Below are 23,695 nucleotides of genomic sequence, written 5' to 3' on the forward strand. Positions count from 1 at the left end.
AGGGGGGCTGTGTTGATTTCTATTGCACCTGAGGGGACATCCCTATTTAATGGGCTTTTTTTCAATCACAACGGAAGTACTCACCTTTGCCACCCATGGATATGGAAGCATTTTCCCAAGCCCACCCGCTTACTGAGCCCCAGCACGGTATCAGTCAATTAAACAACGGCCTGACCGTGGTTAGCTTTCCCATGCCTTGGCTTCATGAGGTTGGGGTAACCATTCTTACCCGATCTGGAAGCCGTTTTGAGCTGGAAAGGGAGGCAGGTATTGCCCACTTTTTAGAGCATATGCTCTTTAAGGGCACCAAACGTATTCCTGACCCGACCGAACTGCATACGCGGCTGGAAGCTTTGGCGGCGGATATGAATGCCGCCACGGGCCCGGAATCTAACCTCTACTGGTTGAATGTTCCCCCCATCCATTTGGAAGAGAGTTTGACGCTCTTTTCCGAACTGTTTACCGAGCCAGCTCTTTTGGGTATTGAAAATGAGCGGCAGGTGATCTTGGCAGAGATGCGTGAAGATGAAAATGAAGCCGGGGAGAATACCCACCCTTTTGTGTTGGCCAGTGATCAACTGTGGAAAAATCATCCCCTGGGTCGCTCCGTACTGGGTACCCGTGAAGCGGTAGAGAGCCTTCAAGTGGCGGATCTACAACGCTTTTTGGCCAAGCACTACCGGGGTGATAATATGGCCATTGCCTTCTTTGGTCCGGTGGAGCACAGCCATGTCCATGATCTGGCCAACAAGTGTTTAGGTGCATTGCCCTCGGGTCCTGGTGAGTCAACGCCACCACCACCAGCTATGCCCAAGGGACCCCACTGGTTGGCGGTGAACGATCCTACCGCACAGCTGTCAATAAGCCTGTTCTTCCGTGCCGCTGGCCAGCAGGACCCAGCCCATTTTTACCCGACAGCGGCCATGCGCAGGCTGTTGGATGATGGCTTTGCCTCCCGCTTGCAAGCTCAGGTACGTGAGAAAAAAGGGTTGGTGTATGACCTCTGGGCTGCCTATTCCGCCTATACGGATACCGGTACATTGGAGATTGGTGCATCGGTTTCTCCTGAAAATTTAGATAACCTGTTCAGTAATTTAATTCATCAACTGGATAAATTACGACACGAGCCTGCTTCTGAAGAGGAGTGGAAGCGCTTAATGACCCGCTGGTATGCGGCTTTGGGTAGTTCGCTGGATCGTCCATCTGAACTGGTGGAGCGCTATGTCAGTGACCATCTGTTCCGTTGCGTAGAGCCAGTGACTGATAGCTGGCAACGGGTACTGCAACTCACCCCCCAACAGGTGCAGTCCCAAGCAGAGCTGCTGCTGCAACCAGAAAATCTGGTGGTGGTTTTGGTGGGACCCAATGCGGAAAAGCATCGTGATGATCTGCAAGCCCGTTTTACGGAGACCCTGGCAGGCTGGACCATCAACAGCTCTTGGGAGGCGTAGAACAGACGATCTGTTTGGTCTACCCATACCGTTTATCGACCTTTAAACCATAAGACCCGGCCAGATTGGCCGGGTCTTGTGGTTTAAGCTTCTGCCTAGGTGGGGTCAATCCACCCCGCGATAGATCTTCCCCATGGTTAAGATGAGCGTAGGAATCTTGCTTTTGTCTGCCCACCCTCTGTTTTATCGCCCATGTATCCAGACCTTTTAACATGCGTCGTGATCGTACGGTTGCAGGCTTTAGGGGTTAGAAAAAGGGTGGGCTACGCTCTATGGGCCTAGTGAGTGGTTGCTCTGTACTCTGGGTGGTGGTGCTTTAGGGGTATGGAAGAGGGGCCATAAAAAAGGCAGGAGGTTACCCCCCTGCCTTCAGTGTTCTGTATGCAACTCGGTTCAGCGGCCTGTTAAGTGCTCGAGACGTCTGATGCGCTCAGGGATGGGAGGGTGGGTAGAGAATAGATTGCCCAGACCACCGGCCAGAGGGTTGCAGATATACATATGGGCCGCAGCTGGGTGGGCCTCTGCGGTGCGGTTGGGAATTTGCTGAACCCCACGCTCCAGTTTATCCAACGCACTGGCCAGCCATAGAGGGTTACCGCATAGCTCAGCCCCAATTTTATCGGCTTTATACTCCCGTGTCCGGGAGATCGCCATTTGAATCAGTGAGGCAGCGATGGGGGCTAAGATCATCATGACCAGACCCATGGCACCTCCGCCTCCCTCTTCCTCATTATTATGGCTACCGAAGATCATAGCAAATTGGGCAATGTTGGCGATGGCGGTGATGGCCCCCGCAAAGGTGGCAGAGATGGTCCCGATGAGGGTGTCTCGATTAATGACATGGGCCATTTCATGGGCCATGACGCCAGCCAGCTCTTCGCGGTTAAGTATCTGCATTAAGCCTGTAGTGGCCGCTACCGCAGCATGCGCAGGATCCCGCCCTGTGGCAAACGCGTTGGGGGAGGGGTCATTGATGACATAAACCCGAGGCATGGGGGCTTTGGCCCGTTTGGCCAGGGATTGTACCAAGCCATAGAGCTCGGGGGCCTCCCGGGGGCCAACCTCTTGGGCATTATGCATGCGTAGAACCATCTGGTCTGAATTCCAGTAGGCATAGAAGTTCATACCACCGGCAAAAATCAAAGCGATAAGCATGCCGCCCTGGCCACCCAGGGCAAAGCCAATCATCATAAACAGTGCTGTGAGTCCAGCCAGTAGCACGGCTGTTTTCATGGTGTTCATCGATTAGCTCCTATTAGAAGAACAGAGGCCCGACCAACCAATAGAGATCTGTATGTCTCTATCCCATCCCCATAATCGTAAAAGGGAGGGGTGGTTTGTGGGTTCTGATGGGTCGATATGAGGTGGCGAGGTCAAGCTCTGACCACGCAGCCACCCCTAAGCCTTTTCCAGGTTTAGCCTTATGTCCAGGCAAGAGGCTGTGACTCAGGGGGTGTTGCATCCCATGTTCATAGGGTGAGGAGAGCAAGTTTATGGTCACCCTGTTTGTGGCGTGGGGCTGCGGCATTTTATCTTAACAAAGGGGCCGGTCCGCTAAAAAAGCCTTGGTTGCCACATGCCAGGGGATAAAACAGATGATCACCCATACGCTGTTGGGGTGCCCCAACCATGATAACCTCTACTTCTTTAAACGTGTGGGCGCTCTCTTATCCTTCGCCCAGGGTTTCACCCTTTTCCACGCCCCGCCCACGTAGCCAGTCTCCGGCAGCCATACGCTTTTTGCCAGCCGCTTGAACTTCGGCAAGGTGTAGGCTCCCTTCACCGCACGCGACAACAAAGCCATCCTTCTCAACCCGGATAACCTCACCCGGTTTACCTTCACCTTCCACTACCGTAGCCGAGAAGAGCTTTAACGGTTTACCTTGCCAAGAGGTAAAGGTACATGGCCAGGGATCAAAGGCCTGTACGGCACGTTGAATTTCCGTCGCTGGTTGGCCCCAGTCCACCACCCCTTCCTCTTTTTTAAGTTTAGAGGCGTAGGTTACACCCTCTTCCGGCTGTATCCGTGGGGTGAGTCCCTTTTTGATCTTGGCCAAGGTGTCGACCAGTAACCAGCCCCCTGCACCCATCAACTGGTCATGTAGTAAGCCACCGGTGGTTTTTGAAAAAATAGTCTGTACCACGGTACTGTACATGGGGCCGGTATCCAGCCCTTCTTCCATGGCCATAATGGTTACGCCGGTTTCACGGTCACCAGCTAGGATGGCGCGCTGAATGGGGGCAGCCCCTCGCCAGCGGGGGAGTAGGGAGGCGTGTACATTAATACAGCCATGGGGTGGAATATCCAGTACCTCGCGGGAGAGGATCTGCCCGTAGGCAACCACCACCACTATATCAGGTTTTAGGGCGCGAAGATCGGCAACAGCCTCTGGCTCACGTAGCTTGTTGGGTTGAAAAACCGGAATATCATGTTGTTCAGCCAACAGTTTGACCGGTGTTTTCTGAACCTTCATCCCTCGGCCAACCGGCTTATCAGGCTGGGTAAAGACACCAACCACTTCATCCGGGCCATCTAGCAGTGCTTGCAGTGAACCGGCAGCAAAATCAGGCGTGCCCATAAAGACTACGCGCCATGTACTCATTAGGCATGCTCCGCTTTAAGTTTTTTAAGTTTCTTAACGATCATATTGCGTTTGAGCGCCGAGAGACGATCAATGAACAGGGTCCCGTCCAGATGGTCCATCTCATGCTGTAGACAGACCGCAAACAGACCGTGGGCATCCAAAGTAACCTCTTGCCCCAGTTCATTCAGGCCACGCACCGTCACATGTTCCTTACGGTGGACCTTGCCGGTGGTTTCTGGGACAGAAAGACACCCTTCATCCCAAGTGATCTCACCATCCGCCGCAATGATCTCTGGGTTCGCCAGGCAGTAGGGTTCACCATCACTACCCCCATCCTCGGAGTAGGTGACATCCACCACAATAATCCGTTTGGAGATCCCAACCTGGGGCGCTGCCAAACCAATACCGGGGGCGTCATACATGGTCTCCAGCATATCTTTCATCAGTTGCTGGATGGTTTCATCGACAGCCTCCACAGGCTCCGCTTTCTTTTTTAAAACCGGATCTGGGGCTGTCACAATGGGTAAAATGGCCATTCAAGGCTCCTCAATTCACCACGATGGGTAATGTCTCTATGCACCATATGGGGTGTGTTGCGCCCCATTGCAAGCGTTCATGTGTGTTTAAAACAGCAGATAAACCGCTACTTCTACCGCTGTGATACGTTACCCAACCAGTAAGTTCAAGGGTCATGGGGGAAAAAAGCATGACGAAGGGGCTAAAAGGGGGAAAAGCTGAATTTTCTAGCATAAAAATTAGAATATTTGAATATTCGATTTTTTACTATTGCATTTAGGAATCGGACCCATTATTTTAAGAAATACCGAGGGGCTGGTGGTGGTCCGGTCAGATGTGCTCCGCTCATCTTCCACGCTACCCCACCGCATTTGGTCAGGCTTACCTGTGTAAATAGGATCGCTGGCCCCTTTGTACCCTGATGCTGAACACCCCATGGATCCACGTCCATGGGGTTTTTTTTGTTCTAAAATGGGTGTTAGGCGCAGGCAGAGTAGTTTTTGTTGTCAGGATCTGCTTGATCCAAGGGGTGGGGGTCTTGAAGTTTTTCGATTAGTTTAATCAGGCAGTTAAAGCTTTTTTGATAGATGCCTGGCTGGCGGCTTTCTCGGGGGCCCGCTATATTAAGGGTTTGAATCGGGTGGGCTGTGATCCACTGGCAAAGTGTGGAGATAAGATCGGGGTCTTGCAGGCAGCTTTGAATCTGTACGACCAGGAGTGGGCGGTTCAGGCGCTGGGCAAACTCCACTGTACGGGCGGTACCCCCACTTACGGGCCCGTCGGTAAAGATCAGGGTGGCATCGGAATCCTGTACATTGAGCCGGTTACGTGCCAGATATCCCCCCTTGGCCAAGGGGCGCATGGGGTAGTGAGAAGAGAGGGGCCCATCCTCAGCACGCCGGTTTGCGGGAATCCACCCACCGCAGCTCAACCCTTGATGAATGGCGGCATCCAGTGCGGCTCTATCCACACCCGTTTGACCACCTGAGATAATTTTTTTAAGCATAATAGTATCCATTGCCTTGCGAAAATAACCATGAAAACCCTCTTAGTTATATTCCCTCGCAGGCGGTCTCTCTGTCAATAAAAGCTTTACGGATCGCAGGGTTTTTAAATGCATAGGGTTATATGCTGACGGTTGTGGTGTTGTGTAATGAAGTAAAGTTGTATGGTTAGGCATGGTTAAAATCAGGCGAGTGGCCTGTGGGTTTGAGCTGGGTGGTTATTTGACCAGCCGTAGGCTAGGTTTGGGACGTTGAGGGGGCGGATCTTCATCGGTTGGGGGTTCGACAACTGCAGGGGGTTCACTGCTGTGGCCTTCAACAATTTGTAGCTGTGGACGATTATTTTGAGCCTGCTCTTCATCCATCCGCAGTTTTTTAACCTGCTCCAAGGCCCCTTCAGGCATCTCAAACCCACCCTCTTGTTGTAAGGATTGGGAGAGCCAATAGTTCTGTCGAACATCGTTGGGCATGGAGTCTGGCCATAACATGCCGTGGCCGGTATCGGGATTAAACGCCCCCCACAAAGTCCCGTAAGGGATAATGCAGTAGTGCGGGATGCCGCCAAAGCGCAGCTCCGACTCGACCGCATCTTCACCCACATGGATGGGTTGGGGCATCTGGCGGTTAAGCACCAGCCGCAGGCTGTTATCGTTTGCAAAGCGACGGGGGACTTCAGCCTGTTCTTGGGTCGCATCCACGCAGAGCATGACGCGGCCTTCCTCTTCAAGGAGGTAGCGTATTACATCAGGCTTGGTGGGTTGTTCCGTGGTAACCATGCGCTAATCTCGACAGATGCCATTAACAGTGAGCGATTCCAACATCCTGCGCAATCTGACCGTAATTGGCAACGGACCGTCTGCGTCCAATAGCAGAACCCTTTGAGCAAAAATAGACTTTTTCATCGTAAGGCCGTGCATGAAGGGGGCAGATAAGGCATGCTCCAAAACATATACGTTGGGATCACCCCACGGTTTTCCTGGGGTTGAAAAGCGTGTATATGTAAAATTCAGGGTGGGTAGCACATGCTTTAACCAAATAGGGAGAGCTGGGCATGGTAACGGCGAATGCGTATAACGCCACAGTGGTAGAACGTCTGAATATTACCCCCAACTTGATGATTGTTCGGGTTAAGCCGGATCTATCAAGCTTTGCCTACAAAGCTGGGCAGTTTGCGGTGTTGGGTCTTAAACGTGAAGCACTCCGTATTCCTGAATCGGATCCTGAAGAGGTTCCAGAAGAGAAGGCCCAACGTCTGGTCCGGCGTGCTTATTCGATCAGCAGTGGTAGCCATGAGGACTATTTGGAGTTTTATATCTCCCTGGTGCAAAGTGGTGAGTTGACCCCACGTCTGTTTGCTTTGCAGGAGGGGGATCGACTGTTCTTAGGAAAATCAGCCAGTGGCTTTTTTACCTTAGACCGCGTACCGCCGGGGCAGAATATTTTAATGATCTCCACCGGTACTGGGTTGGCACCTTATATCAGCATGGTTCGTACCATGGCCTTAGGTATTGGGTGTCCGGTAACCCCCATTGCGGTGGTGCATGGTGCCAGTTACTCCTGGGATCTGGGATACCGCACAGAGTTGGAAGGGTTAACCCGTCAGTGTGATCACTTCCGCTATGTTCCTGTCGTTTCACGTCCGCAGGATGATAAGGACTGGGCCGGCCGTACCGGTCGCTTGAATGAGTGGGTTGAGAACAAGAAGGCGCTGGAAGAGGCGTGTGGTTTTCCGTTAGACCCCGCCCATACCCACATTTTTCTGTGTGGTAATCCTGGTATGGTCGAGTTTTCGGAGCAGTATTTGGTTGATAACCATGGCTATGATGCTGGATCCAAAAAAGACCCCGGCAATTTGCATGCAGAGAAGTATTGGTAGGCGGTCTGTTCAGGCGGTGTGGGGTCAGATTGGGTCGATGCCTGAGCATGCCTAGGCATGGTTGGTCCACCCTTGACGTCAAAAGCAGACCTGTAAGTGGGCGGCGGTTCAAAATAGGAGGCGACCCTCAGGTGTCGCTTGCTTGAGTGGCAGCATGGGGTATGGCCGGCCCTGTGGCAGGGTGGTTCCTGTTTGACGGGATAGGGCCAGAGACATTGCTGACGTGCCCCTGTCCCCTACCTGGGGGCGCCTTAAGCCCTACATATACTCCCGCATGACACTGGTGGCAAAGCAGCCTCGGGGTAAGGTGAAGGTAGCCACCAGATCTTCGCCCTCCCAGCTATGGGTTAAATCCTGTGGCATTAAGCGCATAGCCCGCCGAGCCCCCTTCATACCAAACCGGTTCAATAGGTCGATAACATCGGCCTCTGCGTGTGCCACCAGCTCTTCGTACTTGGCCGCTTCACCGGTGGGTGCCAGCAGGTCCTGACCAAAGAGAGGGCCTGAGGGGTGGATCTCCCTGGCATCAAAGCGGGGTTGTTCTGCGCAGAGATCTTCCACCCGGAATGAAGCGGTACGACCGGCCAGCTGTACCACATCACCCTCTAACAGGGTTTGGAATAGGTTGGCCTGTAAGCGTGCCGCAACAACCCGGTTAAACAGCTCAGAACGCACAGCAGAGATCTGCAGCCCCTCGGTGTTACGGTTACCCTTGCGGCGTTTGCGCCCAGCTTTAAGGAGCTTTATGCCCTGATCCCAGTTGTCGCCATCCCGACCAAAGCGCTGGGGGCCAAAATAGTTGGGGGCCCCCTGGGTTAAGATACGTTGCCGGGCCTGTTCAGCCAGAGTGTGGCGCTGTTCCATGGAGAGCGTATCATCACACCCCCGCAGACGAATGATAAAGCGGTTGCCCGAGAGCATGCCGGGTTTAATTTTGCGTCGGTCGCGGTTGAGTGTAAGCAGGGTGATCCCCTCCAGCAGCTCTTGGTCCCAACCTTTGGGGGGGGACTTGCCAGGGAGGTGTACGGAAAAATCTTGAATGGTGATGGCGTGCCGATCTTTTTGTCCCGCAAAACCGATGTTTTTACGGGGTACGCCAAAACGTCGACAGAGCCATCCTGCGACTTGGTCTGTCGTTAAATCCTGCTTTTGAATACGTAAAATCCAGTGCTCTCCATCCCCACTTAAGGGGTCGGGTCGCAGTTCCTCGACATGGAAGTCTGCTGGCTGTTGTTTAAGGTAACCCCCCAACCCCTTGTGTGACGTGAGTTTGGGCAGTTGTGGCTGAATGGCTGAAATTTCACGATTCATGCGGTTTTTCGTTTGACTTTCCAGTGAAGTAAAAGTAGTTTTTCCTGCAATCCGACACGACTGAAACCTCAGTATCGTTTCCCCGGCCTACAAAAATCACCTGAAAATCCGCAGCGGCGGGCTGTTTTCGGTGCGTAAACCTTAAGAATGTTGGGTTTTGATGTTTTATAACCCTGCTTTAGATAATCAAGATGGATCTTGAAAATCGTCACTTAAAAGATGATTTAGCATAATCTTGGATGTGCGCACAAAGGCCAGACATGGTTTTTGTCCTCCATTCGTTTTTCTTACTCTCCCTTTCGCCAAACGACCTACGTGCACTCTCATGAATCTCAAAGACTTGAAAACGATGACAGCGGCCGACCTCTCCGAAATGGCAGAGGAGCGGAAAATCGAAAACTACAGCGGTATGCGTCGGCAAGAGCTGATTTATGCTTTGCTGAAGACCGAGAGCGAGAATAACGGGCAGATTTACGGTGAAGGGGTTTTGGAAGTCCTGCAGGATGGCTTCGGCTTTCTGCGTGCACCCGATACCAACTACCTGCCTGGTCCTGATGATATCTACGTCTCCCCCTCGCAGATCCGCCGTTTTGGCCTGCGTACCGGTGATGTGATTGAAGGTCAGATTCGCGCTCCTAAGGAGAGCGAGCGTTACTTCGCCCTGCTGCGGGTAGAACGTATCAACTATGAAGATCCCCTGAAGTCCCGAAACAAGATTCTGTTTGATAATCTCACCCCGCTCTATCCAGATGAGCGGCTGCAGATGGAGATTGAGAACGAGTCATCCAATCTGGAACCTCGGGTTTTGGATCTGGTGGTTCCCATCGGTAAAGGTCAGCGTGGCCTGATTGTGGCCCAGCCCCGTACCGGTAAAACCATGTTGATGCAGAAAATTGCCCACTCCATTGCGGAAAATCATCCTGAGACAGTGCTGTTGGTACTGCTGATTGATGAGCGCCCTGAAGAAGTGACCGACATGAAGCGTTCGGTACGGGGTGAAGTGGTCTCTTCTACCTTTGATGAGCCTGCAACCCGCCACGTTCAAGTTGCTGAAATGGTCTTGGAAAAAGCCAAGCGCTTGGTTGAGCATAAGCGTGATGTGGTTATTCTTCTGGACTCCATTACCCGTTTGGCGCGTGCCTACAACACCGTAGCTCCTTCTTCAGGTAAGGTGCTCTCGGGTGGTATTGATGCCAACGCCCTGCAACGTCCCAAGCGTTTCTTTGGTGCTGCACGAAATGTGGAAGAGGGTGGTTCTTTGACCATTCTGGCCACCGCTTTGGTGGATACCGGATCGCGTATGGATGAAGTGATCTTTGAAGAGTTCAAGGGTACCGGTAACATGGAGGTACACCTGGATCGTAAGTTGGTGGAGAAGCGTACCTTCCCCGCCATTGACATCGCCAAATCCGGCACCCGTAAGGAAGAGCTTCTGACCGGTCGGGACGAGCTTTCCAAGCTTTGGGTGTTGCGTCGCATTCTGCTCCCCATGGGTCCTTTGGATTCCATGAGTTTCCTCCTGGACAAATTGCGTGCGACCAAGGATAATAGCGAATTTTTCGAAAGCATGAACGGCTGATTGAAGCAGAGTCGGCGGCACGCCTGAGGGCCTGGTTACAACAGGTTGGCAGGTGCTTTGCTTTAAACGCGTTAAAATAGCTCTATGGTCATGGCGATCATGGGGTATGAACATGTAACTCAAGAACAGAGCCGTCGGGCCAGCAAGGACGAAGCACCATGAAAGAAGGCATCCACCCCAAGTATGAAGAGGCCACTTTTACGTGTGCCAGCTGCTCCAACGAAATTAAGACCCGCTCCACCGGCGGCGACATCACTTTGGGTGTCTGCTCCGCGTGCCACCCGTTCTTTACTGGTAAGCACAAGTTGGTGGATACTGCCGGTCGTGTTGAGCGTTTCCGTCGTAAGTACGGTAATCAAGCTCAAAAATAAGACCTACGCCTTACTAGACGTACTAAAAAAGCCCAGCACCACTAGTGCTGGGCTTTTTCTGTTTTTATTACAATGATTTGCGTGTTTGGCCTGGGTGGTTTCAATGGGTTAGCGAGCAGCTAAAACTACGTTTTTTTATTGCCTAATGACCAATAAAATGACGAATCACAAATTTTTTTCTTTGGAATTCAATATCTTTTTCCGATTTTAAGTTTTATAGTGCATTTAGGCCCTTGACATAAATAGGGCTAAGTGCATTGAAACTTGTCCATCTGGACGTTTGACCCCTGGTTTTTAGGGGGTAGTACCTGGGAGGTAATCCTGTGTCTTTTTTGCCCTATGATTCGCCCGTTGGCATGTTGTGGTTGGAACTCCGTCAGGGGGCGTTGGTATCGCTCTCCTGGTCACTACCGGACTCCATGGCAGATCCTCAGGAAGATGCGGAAGTGTGTCGTCGTGTTACCCGTTGGTTGGATGACTACTTTAAACGCGCTCCTCGTCCGGTCGACTTTACCGTTCGTCCAGATGGTACCGTCTTTCAACAGAAAGTTTGGCGGGAGATGAGTAAGGTTGGACCTGGTGAGACCATGACCTATGGGGAGCTGGCCAAGCGTTTAAACAGCTCTGCCCGTGCGGTTGGTGTTGCTGCAGGTCAAAACCCCATTCCTGTAATTATCCCATGTCATCGTGTGGTTGGTGCCAAGGAGCTGGGGGGGTATAGTGGCCATGGTGGTTTACAGACCAAGCGGACACTGCTTAGTCTGGAAGGTGCCCTGATTGGTGATATGGGTATTCCTTATCGTCAGGCTTCATAATATGAGTTAACCACCCTATTGGGTGTGACGTACGAGATATCATTTTCGGGCCGGAGGGGTAGGATACCCTCTGGCCCGTTTTTATTGGGGCTGCTAGCTTAAACCACACCATAAAAATGTCATACGCTCGGCTGTTTTTTGGGCTAAATGTTCATCACCCTGTTAAAGGGGTCACACGTGTTGAGGGTGATATGTTGAATGGGCAGGGATGGTATGGGTAGAGAGTGCGAGAAAAAGCACCTGCTTTTATGGTGGGGTGGTTCTGCTTGGGTTGAGTTGTCTGCCACGTCATATGGAGCTGAAAAGGGATTACGCCTAGTTTCCAATGTGGTCAGAGGGGATCCTTTAAAGGCTGTATGGACCATGAATTTGGCCAACTGTGCAAGCGGTAGCAGGGCAGGCAGGGTTGTAGAGAGGTTGTATAAGGCGTTTGCTAAGCAAGAGTTTTTGCGTGGGCAGATAGGATGAATGTCGCCAGATTGGAACAGGTATACGTGTTTAAACCCCATAACCAACAGTCCACTTTCTATAGCACCCTGTCCACGAGTAAGTAAATACTGTGTTGGGGCTGTATTGGTATAGGGCCTGAGCACTGTTAAGGGGGGGGTCTACGGTCATTCGGTGCCACTGGTCCCGGTCAACCAGCCCCGGAGATGCTCAGGTAGAAAACCCTGATATCTTGGTGTTGAAACAGAGATTCTAGACTTGAGAGGTTACAAATCTTACGCAGGGTCACCTCTTGACGCTTAGGGTTCGTTATCCCAGTGGATATGAGGATCTAGCGGGTTACTTGGGGCCGTGACAAGCCGGTTTGCAGTATGAATTCTCCGACCATATCCGTGGCACGGGTTGATAGGATATGGCGTGTATTCTCTCCTTTGGGTATAGGTTGTCCCTGCCAAGGTTATCCATACGGACCTTTTATAGGCGTATGAAATATAGTCTTTTTAACTTCAAAGGGTTTGGGCCCATGCCCCAGACAGTAGAGAATGGCATGGACCCAATGTTCAGGTGGTATCAAACCGTTGAAACGGCTAGAACCCTCACGGTTTGTTTAGCGTACTGAAGCGTGTGCGTGGTCCTGAGGGTGGTGGATCGGTTGTAAATGTTTCCACCAAGATGTAGTGGGGTACGCTTCGGTTAGGGTGAATCGTTGCCCAATCATGGGGGTGATGATTTGAAGATCTTTGAGGGATGCCGCCTTTTTTAGCCGCTCAATGGGTTCATTCCAGGTATGGAGTGAGAGGTTGAATCGCCCCCAGTGGATCGGTAATAGCGCCTCTCCACGTAGATCTTGGTGGGCCTGAGCGGTCTGTTCGGGAAACATATGTACGTTGGGCCAGCCTGGGTTATACGCACCACACTCCAGCATGGTGAGATCAAACGGCCCAAGACGGTCACCAATCTCTTTAAAACCGGGAAAGTAGCCGCTATCCCCACTAAAGAAGATATTTTCTGATTGACCACGTATGGCCCAGCTTGCCCATAGGGTTTGATTACCCCCTGTCAGGCTACGACCAGAGAAGTGGCGGGCCGGTGTTGCGGTTAAGGTCAGGGGCCCCAATGTGGTCTCCTGCCACCAATCCCGTTCGATAATTTTCTGTTCAGGGACCCCCCAGCGTTGGAGGTGGGCCCCCACACCCAATGGAACCACAAAGTGATCCACCTTGGGGCCAAGTTTTTTTATGCTCTGCATATCCAGGTGATCGTAGTGATCATGGGAGATCACCACGATATTAATGTGTTCCACAGTATCCAGGGTGATGGGCAGTTCAGGGAAAAAACTTTTTGGGGGGAGCCATGCAAAGGGAGAAGCATGGTTACTGAAAACAGGGTCCATGAGTACAGTTTGACCATCCATCTCCAATAATAAGGTAGAGTGCCCCATCCAGGTAATATGGCTACGACCATCGTCTACCTTAAGGGTGCTGAGCTTATGAACGGGAATGGGTTGGGTCGGGGGGCGGCCAGGTCGGGTAAAGATCCACTGGTAGAGGGTTGACCAGAAGTGGCCTTTCTCCAGGCCCTGAGGCGTGGGGATGGTGTTCATGAATTGGCCATCCTCATAGCGGCTTGTACGGTTTGTATGGGTGTGTTCAGACATGGGTTCTAAACCTCCAAAAGGTTCGGTTTGCACCAAGGTGCAACCCACTAAAATGAGGGTTATGATGAGTAAAAGGGTCAATCGCTTGGCCATAGTGATCGCTCTATCTGCTAACTGACTGGTCAGTCATAAAAGGTTAAAAAAAAGCCCACGGTTTAATGGGTAGTGATGCCTTGCCAGTAGACATGAAAACCTTGTGCAATCGTGGTTTGTGTCTCTGTAGCCTCTCCCTCTGGTGTTCTTAGGAAGGTGATGGTGGCATTAATAAGGGCGCCAGCCATGGTTAGGTGATAGGTGACGGGGAGGTCGCAGATGATTTTCTCCTTTATACCCATCTGCATATCCATGGAGAAGCCAGTGAATTCAGCTGCCATGGCTTCACGTGTCTCTTGGGAGACCAGCTCTGAGAGACGTAGTTGCTCCATGAGATCATAGTGTGTGGGGTTGTTCTGTGCCCACAGGATCATACCTGTCCATGCTTGTAGCAGTTTTTCCCTTAGGTGCGCTTTAGGGTCCCAGTTGGCCATAATATGGGCATAGAGATCTTTTTTAAGCCGTATATAGACTGCATCAATCAGGATATCTTTGGAGCTGAAGTAATGAAATAGGGTACCGGTGGCAACCTGAGCCTCTTTGGCAATACTGGCCGTTGAGGTTTTCCAGAAGCCATCTCTGGCAAAAAGGTAGATGGCCGCTTCTAGAATGCGGGTCTTTTTATCTTTTAAGGTATCCATGGATCTGACTTTAGCTCTGATTGAGTGATCAGTCAATCATAAAAAGGTAAGCGCTATCTTAGCCTCCTAACGGGGTGAAATAGTCATATAGGGGCGGGTTTTTTAGGGGGTAGATATCCATGGCATCTACCTGTCCATGAGGGATGCAGATTCGTCCCGAAATGTCCCTGGGCAAGAGGTCACCAAGAACAGGGTGGTTATAAGACAGAAGGGGATGTCTAAAAAAGAAGGAAGGACAAATCATGACCAAACGGCCCACCCTGAGCGGAAGAGTTCACATTCTACCTGTTTACCTGCAAGCCTGTGGTGGCGCGGAAAGAGCAGGTACCTCTAATCGTGAAAAAGCGCGTACAGGTGGCGCATCATTAAAAAATCTAGGGATAGTTTTAGTTGAGTGGACCCACACTGAAGGCGTAAACCGATCCGTCCTCAAGAGTGAGCAAGTCATGCTTTTGGGGTGTTCAAAAAGGTCGTTCGGAAGGCAACAGACAGATAATGCATAGCAGGACACCAAGGGTACAACGCTTTGGAATGCCCCTCCGACCATCTGATTACTATTTGATTGCTAGAAACAAAAAAGGCTTACGATGTGAATCGTAAGCCTTTGATATAAATGGCGCGCGGTAGAGGATTCGAACCTCTGACCTTTGGCTTCGGAGGCCAACACTCTATCCGGCTGAGCTAACCGCGCGTAGACAGAAATTTTGGATGTGCAACTATAGGTACTGGACGCTGGATTGTCAAAGGCCAAATGAGAGCAACTTGACAACGGCAAGCAGGCAACCTACGGTAGCACGAATGCAATGTCACACCATGGTGGCTTGTAGGGTAGAAAATGGAAGAATGGATTTCCTTTTTTTTAAGGAAATTGGAACATATGCCCCCTTGGTATGCCTAAGGTGGGAACATGGACAGCAGCGTATGCCATTGAGCGGTGGACCCCTATAAAAAAGGTCCAGGTGGTAGCGCCAATATCTCTTTATGTGCAAGAGGAGCAGACCAGATCATGAGCGAAAATGTCACGAGCACCACAGATAGCCAGTTTGAAGCCGACGTTCTGCAAGAAGATAAGCCGGTATTGGTGGATTTCTGGGCCGAGTGGTGTGGCCCCTGTAAGCAGGTTGCCCCTTTCCTGGAGCAGCTGGCTCAGGATAAGGCGGATAGCCTGAAAGTGGTCAAATTGAACATTGATGAGAACCCCAACGTTCCCGGTCGCTTCGGTGTACGTGGTATCCCCACCTTGATGATTTTTAAAGGTGGCCAGATCCAGGCTTCCAAGATTGGCGCCATGCCTAAATCCAAGCTGTATGAGTGGGTAGATGAAGCCATGGCTGGCTAAGTCATCCCCATTGGATGTATAAAAAAAGGCTGGTCATTTCGACCAGCCTTTTTTTAATTCTACCTGGACACAACGGTACCTTCATAAAAAGGTCCAACATCCACCGTGATCAGGTGACACTTTTTTCAAGCCTTTTTTATCCAAGCACTTTGTTTCATCCTGACTCAATCATGGTACCGTGTTTTTATACTGTGTACCCTGTAGCATGGCCTTTTTCCTATTTACCCCAACGGGTTCACGACCATGGAAACCATCACCCAACGTTTGGAACAGATACAAGAGCGTATCATCACAGCCTGTCAACGCGTGGGCCGTTCCCCTCAGGAGATTCAGCTCATGGCGGTCTCCAAACGTAAACCAGCACAAGCCATAGAAGAAGCTTTGCAGGCAGGCCATCTCCTCTTTGGAGAGAACCGGGTGCAGGAGGCCAGAGAGAAGCTGCCGGCGGTTCAGATACCTGCAGAGGCCACCCCTCAGTGGCATCTTATTGGTCCTTTACAGAAGAATAAGGTCAAATACATTGGCGGCTTGTTTCATATGGTGCAGACCGTAGATACATTGGAGCTGGCTGAGGCGATAGATAAACGTATGGGCCAGGAGCAGCGGAACATGCCGATACTGTTGCAGGTCAATGTGGGGGGTGAGGTACAGAAAAGTGGGATGGCACCGGATGATCTGGAGGCGGTGGTCACCGCCATTGCCCCGCTACAAGGGGTGACGGTAAAAGGGTTGATGACGGTACCACCCTTTGCAGAAGATCCTGAACAGGTACGTCCCTACTTCCGTGCGTTGCGTACCCTGGCCACCCATGTCAAACAGATGCGCTTACCCGGTGTTCATATGGATGAACTCTCTATGGGTATGAGTCACGATTTTCATGTCGCCATTGAAGAAGGGGCGACCATGGTACGGGTGGGGAGCGCACTGTTTGGTGCCCGTGAACCGTTATCGTCCGATTGATTCTGGAAAGCGGATCGTACAGAGGCTATGCTCATAGCCCACGGATTTCTGATAGCCTGTTGAGAGTCAAAGATATGTCCACCCATCCTCAAATCGCCTTTCTAGGCGGCGGTAATATGGCCAGTGCCATCCTTGCGGGCCTACGTCAGGCAGAATTTCCTGGACGTAACCTCCATGTGGGCGAGCCTAATACTGACCAGCGTACGGCGCTACAGTCCAAATTTGGTCTGCAGGGTCATGCACAAAACCGCGATGCCGTGACGGGGGCTGACTTGGTTGTGGTCGCGGTTAAGCCTAACCTGGTTCCCATCGTGTTGGCGGATGTGGCGGAACACCTACCCCCCACGGCTGTGGTGCTCTCCATAGCAGCGGGTATGGATCTGGATACCATGGCGGATGCGCTCAATGGGCCACAGCCGATCATTCGTGCCATGCCTAATACCCCGGCTTTGGTGGGGGAGGGGGTGACGGTACTCTGCCCCAATGACCATGTGACCGATGCTCAGCTTACCCAGGCTAAAACGGTACTAGAGAGTGTGGGGCAGGTGGCTGTGGTGAAGCAGGAGAGCTTGATTGATGGTGTCACAGCACTGTCTGGATCAGGGCCGGCATATGTGTTTTTGATGGCGGAAGCACTCTCAGATGGTGGTGTCTCCTGTGGGCTGCCTCGGGATCTGGCTGATCAATTGGCGGTACAGACCCTGCTGGGATCAGCCACCCTTTTACGGGAGAGTGGTGAACACCCGGGAGTCTTAAAAAACCGGGTTACCTCACCCGGTGGTACCACCATTGCTGGGATGGGGGTGTTGGAACGTCATGGTGTGCGTGGTGCATTGATTGATGCGGTACAGGCTGCCTGGAGCCGTTCCAAGGAACTCAGTGGTAAGTAAGTACGTGTAAGGAATAAATATCCATGGATATCATGAGTTCTATCGGTCAGTTATTAACCTTTTTTCTGGGTATCTACTCCTGGATTATTCTCTTTCGGGTGTTGATCTCCTGGGTTAATCCAGACCCCTATAACCCCATCGTTCAGTTGCTGATACGGGTAACCGAACCGGTATTGGGTCCTCTGCGGCGTATGATCCCCTCTATTGCGGGTATCGACTTTTCCCCCATCGTGGCCTTTTTGGGCATCAACATGCTGCAGAGCATGATACACGCCCTTTTCTCCTCCGGTAATGTAGGGGGAGCCATGATGGCCATACTGGGGCAGCTGATCCAGTTTGTGTATCTGATTGTGGTTTTCTATATGCTGCTGCTGCTGGTACGGGGTGGGATTAATTTGTACTCCTGGTCCAGCTTCCGTCGCGGGCAGACCTCAAAGCTGGATCTGCGTCATCCTCTGGCCCGTTTTATCTTTCAGGCAACAGAGCCTGCGGTGCGGCCACTGAAGCGTTATGTGCCCACCGTGTTTGGCTTGGAGATCTCCCCTTTTATTGCCGCATTGTTGAGTATCTTCGTATTGAATATTCTACAGATTGTGGTGGCAGCCTTAATGGGTATCCGCTAACTGTGGTGCGAGAGACCCTAAGCTGGCAGGGGGAAACCCTGTACCTGACGGTTCGGGTTCAGCCTAAGGCATCTCGTGAACGAGTGATGGGCTGGCAAGGGGATCACCTGAAAATTGCGTTGAATGCACCACCGGTAGATGGTGCGGCCAATAAGGCTTTGTGTGGCTTTTTGGCCAAACAGTTTGGGGTTGCCAAGGGGCAAGTGTGTATTGTTCGGGGGGAAAAATCCCGTGAAAAGCAGCTCGCTTTACACGGTGTGGATCAGACGATGTGGGCCAAATTTGCACAGTGCCACGGCCTATAAACCATCTTTTTTCAAACTTTCCACTATCTTTTCTTCTCCAAAGCTTTGAATCAGGCTATCTTTTTTAGAGGTATGTTGGGTTTTTAGCCGTAGGGAGTGTGCCGATGTCTGTCAAAGGGATTTTAGAAACCACCCAATTTCTCACGTTCACCTTGGATCAAGAGGTGTTTGCGGTAGACATTGCGCGGGTACGAGAGGTGCTGGAGTATACCTCGGTCACCAAAGTACCCCGAACACCCGAGTTTATGAGTGGTGTGATCAACCTACGGGGTAGTGTGGTCCCGGTGGTGGATCTGCGTGTGAAGTTTGGTATGGAGGCCACGGCTCAGACCGTCGATACTTGTATTATCATCATTGAGATTGAGAATGGTGGTGAAAAAACGGTGCTGGGTGCCTTGGCGGATTCCGTGAAAGAGGTGATGAGCCTGGAACCGGAGAATATTGAGAATGCCCCCAAGCTGGGAACCAGCCTGCGTACAGACTTTATCCGCGGTATGGGTAAAGAGGGCAACACCTTCATTATTATTCTGGATACTGATCGGGTGTTTAGTGCTGAAGAGCTCTCCTCCATGACCGATGGTCCAGACGAGACCAGTTCGGCAGCCTAATGGGTCTGGTTACCACCCGTTTTGCCCCCAGCCCGACGGGCTATCTCCATTTAGGTCATGCTTTTTCAGCATGGACTGCTTTTGATTTCGCCCACCGCCATGGTGGGCGTTTTCTATTGCGTATTGAGGATATCGATGGGGGGCGCTGTCGCCCGGAGTATATCGATGCCATCTATGAAGATCTCAACTGGCTGGGGATCTATTGGCCTGAACCCGTCCGTCAGCAGTCCCGCCACATGGTGGCCTATGGAGATGCCTTGGTCCAGTTACAGGATTTAGGGGTTCTCTATCCCTGCTTCTGTACCCGTAAGGAGATCCAGCAGGAGATCGCCAATGCCGATCATGCGCCCCATGGGCCAGATGGACCCCTCTACCCTGGGCGATGTCGTGATCTCTCTTCAGGGGAGCAGGGTGAGCGGCTCATGTCAGGGGCCTCCCACGCTCTCCGTTTGGATATGACCCAAGCGATTGCCTTGCTTGCTCAGCCCTTATACTGGGTGGATGGCGATCGTGAGGAGGAGATCACGGCAACCCCTGAAATGTTTGGGGATGTGGTCTTGGCCCGTAAGGATTCCCCCACCAGTTACCACCTAGCTGTGACGGTGGATGACCATATTCAAAAAATCTCCCATGTGGTGCGGGGAGCAGATCTACGTGAAGCAACCCACGTACACCGTTTGCTACAGGCGTTGTTGGGCTTGCAGACCCCAATTTATCATCACCATGGTCTGATGACCGATGAGCAGGGTAAACGTTATGCCAAACGGGATAAAAGCCTGACCCTGCGGGCATTGCGGGCATCCGGGGTGACGGTGGATGAGATCAAAGCCCGTTTAAAGCCAACAACTCTCTCCAGTTAACCAACGGTTCCTCACGATTGTCCTTGGTCAATGGCCTCTAATATCCAGGTTAAACCCTTTTGAAAATCCTCAATCTGTAGAGGGGGGATAGACGCTGTCTCTCCACCATAGGCGGTGGCAGAGAAGGCAAAACCATGGGTGTAATCAATCATAATGCCCAAAAGTAGATCGATTTGTGAGGGGGGTAGATTTAGAGCTTTCAGTTGGTTGCGTACCTGGTTAGTCAGGTGTTGTAGGGGTTTAGACATCAAGGTCGGGTCAGCCAAAATGGCGTGTACCAGGTTTGGGTGGGCCATGACCATAAGGCCATACTGCTGGAGCATGGCGTGTATACAGGCTTGGGGTGTGTCGGCTAAGGGTGTGGTGGCGACGGGATGAAAGACTTGATGAACCAAGGCCTGTAACAGCTGTTTCCGTGTTCCGACATGATGGGTAATGGCCATGGGGGTAACCTGCATCTGTTTGGCCAAGGCACGAAAAGTCAGGCCGTGTATGCCTTGATTGTCCAACAGATGTAAGGCCACCTTTAAGATCTTTGGTTTGCTTAAGTGGCTCGCGGCTTTAGTCGGGCGTGCCATGTTCAAGCTTCCCCATGCGTTGGTTGACAGAACTGGTAGTGGTTCTGCACCAAGCCGGAGGCAAAGCTTCGGCTTTGTATCAGCTTGAGGTCGATATCCTGATCCACCATACCAAAGAGTCGTATGCCCTCCCCAATGAGTATGGGTATGGTGGTTAGGGTGATATCTGCTATCAAACCCAGGCGTATAAAGGACTGGATCACTAGGCCACCATCTATATAAGCCTGTTGCCAGCCCTGTGTGTGCAGCTGGGCCATCAGTGCCTTGGGGCCCAGTTGGGTTATCTGAACCTTATTCTGTAGAGCATCCGGAACATCAGCTGGTGTAAGTGAGTGGCTCATCACCACCACGGGCTTTTGATAGGGCCAGGCATCAAAAGTTAAGAGGGTTTTAAAAGAGCCCCGACCCATCACCAAGCCATCTACCCCTGCCATAAAGGCTGCATAGCCGTGATCTTCACCTTCTGTCGAATGTTTCATTAACCAATCCAATGCATGGTTTGGGCGTGCAACAAAGCCATCCAGGCTGGTGGCGATAAAGCTATGTCCTGTGGTCATGATGTCCCCCGCTTTTGCATGGAATTAATTATACAGTGTATAAATAATAAGGTGAGGAAGTAAAGCGGGGTGAATAGGTGGATTTAGGTAAGGGCGGTGTAGAGCTTTTGTGTGTTTTCCCAGACCACTTCACGGAGCTGCGCTTGGGAGATGCCTTTAACCTCTGCAATAACCGGTAGGCTTTGGGCAATATTCGCAGGTTCATTACGTTGATCTGGCTCTGGGCCCAAAACTGGGCTGTCAGACTCCAACAACAAACAGCTTAATGGAAGTTTGGCGACCAGTTCACGCATCTGCCCAGAACGTACGACAGAAGGGGGGATGGAGAAGTACCAGCCAGCTTCAACCGCTTTAAGGGCGGGTTTGTGGGGGCCATGGTAGGCATGCATCTGTACCTTTTTGGCATCCTGTTCCAAGAGCAGTTCAATAACCGGTTTACCTGCGGAGCGGGAGTGACAGTTTAGGGGAAGGTCCCAAGCTTTGGCCAACTGAGCAAAGCGGACTAAAACTTCACGTTGTATGGCACGTTGTGGTTCCTCTTTGGCCAACATGTAATCCAACCCGACCTCACCAATGGCCACCCAGCGGGATTGATGCTCGGTCATAAAGGTGATCATCTGATCCGCTTGGTCAAGATCTGCATGATCGGGGTAGAGTCCGCAAGCTGGCTGTAGAAGCGGGTAGGTTGCGCAAAGCTCTAAGTTGCGTTGTGCATCGGCCAGGGTTTCACTGACGGCAACAATGGTGGATAGACCAGCCTCGGTGGCACGGGCCAAGACCGCTTCACGATCGGCATCAAAACGGTCATCACACAAATGGGCGTGGGTATCGATCAAGGTTTGTGACATGGTCGGTTTTCTCGTTTAATAGCTGCTGGTACCACTGATGATCTTACCAAAGCGGTCTAAAAAAGGGGGTTTGCGTAGAACCAGTGCCTCTAACATGATGAGCTCTGCATCGGTGTGGTTAACCACTGGGGCTTTGACCATCATGTTATCCCCTTTCATATCGATGTAGCGGGGATCATCGTGGTGTCTGGTTTTTACCCGCTTTTGCATCTCTGGGTTACCCAAAGGCATGAGATCAGCCTCACCGTAGCAGGTGCAGGCATAGGTCCGTTTAGGTTCTAACTCCAAATAAATGCCGGTACCACGAATGGCAATGTGTGCCTGAGGGGTGCGGAGCAATCTGGGACCTGTGGCAAAGACCGAAAGCACCCCCCCGGATTGTAAATCAAAACCGGTAATGCCCAATAGATCCGTTGGTTCCCCCTCAGGGGGCAGTTCCGGTTCCCCCTCAGGGGGCAGTTCCGGTTCCCCCTCAGGGGGCAGTTCCGGCTGTGATTTGGCGGATAAGCTGGTGTTTTGTCGATGGCTTAGGGGGGCATCCAGTAACAAACGGGTGTCGGCACGTAGTAGTAGGGCATCCTTGCCGATCACCACCACGGCTTCGGTACCCAGATCGGTTTCCAAAAGGGCACCCGCGGGTATGGGTTCCCCCTGTTTCAGGGGTTTACCATTGGCCGTTATACCGCCAGCACCCTGATGTAGCCCAGGCTTGATTAAACCGGTTTTCATGCAAGCACTCAGTAAGGGGGTTAAAAGACCCCAAGCTGCCAATGTATGGGCACTGCGTTGCAGTAGAGAACGGCGACTTATTGGTAAGGTTGGCATGGTGATTTTATCCCTGTGCTAGAAAATGCTTGCTCCCAGCGACTATCTTGACCACAATCCCTCGCATTGTCACACGATTCCACGCCCTTGCAACAGGTAGCGACCATCATGATCAAAGTAGCCCCCTCTATCCTCTCTGCTGACTTTGCCAATCTTGCTGAAGAGATTCGCACAGTAGAGGCCGCTGGTGCCGACTATATCCATGTGGATGTCATGGATGGGCACTTTGTTCCCAACATTACCATGGGACCACCAGTGGTAGCCTCTATCAGTAAGGTTGCCACTAAGCCCCTGGATGTACACCTGATGATCTCTCCAGTAGATCCGTACATTGAAGCGTTTGCCAAAGCTGGTAGTGATATCATCACCGTACATGCCGAAGCTACCCACCACCTGGATCGCACACTTAACTTGATTAAGGAGTGTGGTAAAAAAGCGGGTGTCTCCATCAACCCAGCCACGCCGGTTAGCGTGATCGAAAATGTACTCCACATAGTCGATATGGTGTTGGTGATGAGTGTAAACCCAGGGTTTGGGGGGCAAAGCTTTATCCCACAAACATTGGGTAAAGTGCGCCAGGTACGGGATATGATCAATAGTCAGGACCGCCCCATTGAGTTGGAAGTGGATGGTGGTGTGAAGCCTGATAACATCGCAAAAATTGCTGAAGCTGGCGCCAATGTTTTTGTCGCAGGTTCTGCGGTTTTCTCCCAGCCTGACTACAGAATTGTCATTGATACCATGCGTAAAAATGTACGTGATGCCAGTAAATAAAGGGTGAAATTGGGGATTTACAAAGGGGTTACACTTTTCGTGAAACCGTTGCATATATGCATTTTAGGCTATATACGGTTTTTTGCAATTAGGTTACACTTTTAACCACTTACCCTAAATCACAATACCTGTCTGGGTTTAAAGCCCCCTTCACTGTAACACTGGTGAAGGGGGCTTTTTAT

At 51.6% G+C, this 23,695-nt stretch carries 25 protein-coding genes and 1 tRNA gene; 13 read left to right on the forward strand and 13 right to left on the reverse strand.

Features of this window, described 5'->3' with window-relative positions; genetic code table 11:
* Positions 1 to 101 precede the first annotated feature (101 nt).
* Positions 102 to 1,451, forward strand: a complete 1,350-nt coding sequence (locus V5T57_RS18690) for a M16 family metallopeptidase (RefSeq protein ID WP_332892781.1) — start codon at positions 102 to 104, stop codon at positions 1,449 to 1,451.
* Between the two features lie 393 nt (positions 1,452 to 1,844).
* On the opposite strand, the gene htpX is transcribed toward V5T57_RS18690, so the two are convergent.
* From htpX to V5T57_RS18715, 5 genes are all read right to left on the reverse strand, one after another.
* Positions 1,845 to 2,693 carry a zinc metalloprotease HtpX gene (gene htpX, locus V5T57_RS18695; protein WP_332892782.1) on the reverse strand — a complete coding sequence of 283 codons (849 nt, stop codon included), beginning with the start codon at positions 2,691 to 2,693 and terminating at the stop codon, positions 1,845 to 1,847.
* Between the two features lie 425 nt (positions 2,694 to 3,118).
* Positions 3,119 to 4,054, reverse strand: a complete 936-nt coding sequence (gene fmt, locus V5T57_RS18700) for a methionyl-tRNA formyltransferase (RefSeq protein WP_332892783.1) — start codon at positions 4,052 to 4,054, stop codon at positions 3,119 to 3,121.
* Complete coding sequence (gene def, locus V5T57_RS18705) at positions 4,054 to 4,572, reverse strand: peptide deformylase (protein ID WP_332892784.1); 519 nt, start codon at positions 4,570 to 4,572, stop codon at positions 4,054 to 4,056. Before def ends, fmt begins: the two co-directional genes overlap by 1 nt.
* A 458-nt stretch (positions 4,573 to 5,030) precedes the next feature.
* Positions 5,031 to 5,558, reverse strand: a complete 528-nt coding sequence (locus tag V5T57_RS18710) for a putative molybdenum carrier protein (RefSeq protein ID WP_332892786.1) — start codon at positions 5,556 to 5,558, stop codon at positions 5,031 to 5,033.
* A gap of 216 nt (positions 5,559 to 5,774) precedes the next feature.
* Positions 5,775 to 6,332, reverse strand: coding sequence for a ClpXP protease specificity-enhancing factor SspB (locus V5T57_RS18715; RefSeq protein WP_332892787.1), 558 nt, complete (start codon positions 6,330 to 6,332; stop codon positions 5,775 to 5,777).
* 275 nt (positions 6,333 to 6,607) lie between these two features.
* Between V5T57_RS18715 and V5T57_RS18720 the strand changes: the two genes are divergently transcribed.
* Positions 6,608 to 7,432, forward strand: coding sequence for a ferredoxin--NADP reductase (locus V5T57_RS18720; RefSeq protein WP_332892788.1), 825 nt, complete (start codon positions 6,608 to 6,610; stop codon positions 7,430 to 7,432).
* A gap of 258 nt (positions 7,433 to 7,690) precedes the next feature.
* Here V5T57_RS18720 and truD read toward each other — a convergent pair whose 3' ends face one another.
* The gene (gene truD / locus V5T57_RS18725) at positions 7,691 to 8,743 is read right to left on the reverse strand and encodes a tRNA pseudouridine(13) synthase TruD (protein WP_332892789.1); all 1,053 of its coding nucleotides are present in this window, start codon (positions 8,741 to 8,743) and stop codon (positions 7,691 to 7,693) included.
* A gap of 325 nt (positions 8,744 to 9,068) precedes the next feature.
* On the opposite strand from truD, the gene rho reads away from it, so the two are divergent.
* From rho to V5T57_RS18740, 3 genes are all read left to right on the forward strand, one after another.
* Positions 9,069 to 10,322: a transcription termination factor Rho gene (rho, locus tag V5T57_RS18730; protein ID WP_332892790.1), complete on the forward strand. Its 1,254-nt coding sequence runs from the start codon at positions 9,069 to 9,071 to the stop codon at positions 10,320 to 10,322.
* Between the two features lie 158 nt (positions 10,323 to 10,480).
* Positions 10,481 to 10,693 (forward strand): 50S ribosomal protein L31, encoded by a 213-nt coding sequence (gene rpmE / locus V5T57_RS18735; protein WP_332892791.1) that lies wholly within the window; start codon positions 10,481 to 10,483, stop codon positions 10,691 to 10,693.
* Between the two features lie 323 nt (positions 10,694 to 11,016).
* Entirely contained in the window at positions 11,017 to 11,508 is a 492-nt protein-coding gene (locus V5T57_RS18740) for a methylated-DNA--[protein]-cysteine S-methyltransferase (RefSeq protein WP_332892792.1), read from the forward strand.
* A 1,054-nt stretch (positions 11,509 to 12,562) separates the two neighbouring features.
* On the opposite strand, the gene V5T57_RS18745 is transcribed toward V5T57_RS18740, so the two are convergent.
* The 3 genes from V5T57_RS18745 to V5T57_RS18755 form a co-directional block, all read right to left on the reverse strand.
* Positions 12,563 to 13,612 (reverse strand): MBL fold metallo-hydrolase, encoded by a 1,050-nt coding sequence (locus V5T57_RS18745; protein WP_332892793.1) that lies wholly within the window; start codon positions 13,610 to 13,612, stop codon positions 12,563 to 12,565.
* Positions 13,613 to 13,767: 155 nt separating this feature from the next.
* The gene (locus V5T57_RS18750; RefSeq protein ID WP_332892794.1) at positions 13,768 to 14,346 is read right to left on the reverse strand and encodes a TetR/AcrR family transcriptional regulator; all 579 of its coding nucleotides are present in this window, start codon (positions 14,344 to 14,346) and stop codon (positions 13,768 to 13,770) included.
* A gap of 614 nt (positions 14,347 to 14,960) precedes the next feature.
* Positions 14,961 to 15,037, reverse strand: a tRNA-Arg gene (locus V5T57_RS18755).
* Between the two features lie 315 nt (positions 15,038 to 15,352).
* On the opposite strand from V5T57_RS18755, the gene trxA reads away from it, so the two are divergent.
* The 7 genes from trxA (at position 15,353) to gluQRS (ending at position 19,931) form a co-directional block, all read left to right on the forward strand.
* Positions 15,353 to 15,685 carry a thioredoxin gene (trxA, locus tag V5T57_RS18760; protein WP_332892795.1) on the forward strand — a complete coding sequence of 111 codons (333 nt, stop codon included), beginning with the start codon at positions 15,353 to 15,355 and terminating at the stop codon, positions 15,683 to 15,685.
* Between the two features lie 243 nt (positions 15,686 to 15,928).
* On the forward strand, positions 15,929 to 16,645 hold the full coding sequence (locus tag V5T57_RS18765) for a YggS family pyridoxal phosphate-dependent enzyme (RefSeq protein WP_332892796.1): 717 nt from the start codon (positions 15,929 to 15,931) through the stop codon (positions 16,643 to 16,645).
* Positions 16,646 to 16,719: 74 nt separating this feature from the next.
* On the forward strand, positions 16,720 to 17,535 hold the full coding sequence (gene proC / locus V5T57_RS18770) for a pyrroline-5-carboxylate reductase (RefSeq protein WP_332892797.1): 816 nt from the start codon (positions 16,720 to 16,722) through the stop codon (positions 17,533 to 17,535).
* A 23-nt stretch (positions 17,536 to 17,558) separates the two neighbouring features.
* Positions 17,559 to 18,158: a YggT family protein gene (locus V5T57_RS18775; RefSeq protein WP_332892798.1), complete on the forward strand. Its 600-nt coding sequence runs from the start codon at positions 17,559 to 17,561 to the stop codon at positions 18,156 to 18,158.
* A gap of 5 nt (positions 18,159 to 18,163) precedes the next feature.
* Positions 18,164 to 18,463 carry a DUF167 domain-containing protein gene (locus tag V5T57_RS18780; RefSeq protein ID WP_442918243.1) on the forward strand — a complete coding sequence of 100 codons (300 nt, stop codon included), beginning with the start codon at positions 18,164 to 18,166 and terminating at the stop codon, positions 18,461 to 18,463.
* A gap of 104 nt (positions 18,464 to 18,567) precedes the next feature.
* The gene (locus V5T57_RS18785) at positions 18,568 to 19,071 is read left to right on the forward strand and encodes a chemotaxis protein CheW (RefSeq protein WP_332892800.1); all 504 of its coding nucleotides are present in this window, start codon (positions 18,568 to 18,570) and stop codon (positions 19,069 to 19,071) included.
* Positions 19,071 to 19,931 (forward strand): tRNA glutamyl-Q(34) synthetase GluQRS, encoded by an 861-nt coding sequence (gene gluQRS, locus V5T57_RS18790; RefSeq protein WP_332892801.1) that lies wholly within the window; start codon positions 19,071 to 19,073, stop codon positions 19,929 to 19,931. The genes V5T57_RS18785 and gluQRS overlap by 1 nt, the downstream gene beginning before the upstream one ends.
* A gap of 11 nt (positions 19,932 to 19,942) precedes the next feature.
* Here gluQRS and V5T57_RS18795 read toward each other — a convergent pair whose 3' ends face one another.
* The 4 genes from V5T57_RS18795 to V5T57_RS18810 form a co-directional block, all read right to left on the reverse strand.
* On the reverse strand, positions 19,943 to 20,509 hold the full coding sequence (locus tag V5T57_RS18795; protein WP_332892802.1) for a TetR/AcrR family transcriptional regulator: 567 nt from the start codon (positions 20,507 to 20,509) through the stop codon (positions 19,943 to 19,945).
* Between the two features lie 2 nt (positions 20,510 to 20,511).
* Positions 20,512 to 21,066 carry a dihydrofolate reductase family protein gene (locus tag V5T57_RS18800; protein WP_332892803.1) on the reverse strand — a complete coding sequence of 185 codons (555 nt, stop codon included), beginning with the start codon at positions 21,064 to 21,066 and terminating at the stop codon, positions 20,512 to 20,514.
* A gap of 83 nt (positions 21,067 to 21,149) precedes the next feature.
* Positions 21,150 to 21,914 (reverse strand): TatD family hydrolase, encoded by a 765-nt coding sequence (locus V5T57_RS18805; RefSeq protein WP_332892804.1) that lies wholly within the window; start codon positions 21,912 to 21,914, stop codon positions 21,150 to 21,152.
* A 15-nt stretch (positions 21,915 to 21,929) separates the two neighbouring features.
* A complete protein-coding gene (locus V5T57_RS18810; RefSeq protein WP_332892805.1) occupies positions 21,930 to 22,739 on the reverse strand; it encodes a FecR family protein in 810 nt (269 codons plus the stop codon).
* Between the two features lie 108 nt (positions 22,740 to 22,847).
* On the opposite strand from V5T57_RS18810, the gene rpe reads away from it, so the two are divergent.
* Entirely contained in the window at positions 22,848 to 23,513 is a 666-nt protein-coding gene (gene rpe / locus V5T57_RS18815; protein ID WP_332892806.1) for a ribulose-phosphate 3-epimerase, read from the forward strand.
* The last annotated feature ends 182 nt before the right edge of the window (positions 23,514 to 23,695 follow it).

The organism is Magnetococcus sp. PR-3 (assembly GCF_036689865.1).
Taxonomy (GTDB): Bacteria; Pseudomonadota; Magnetococcia; order Magnetococcales; family Magnetococcaceae; genus Magnetococcus.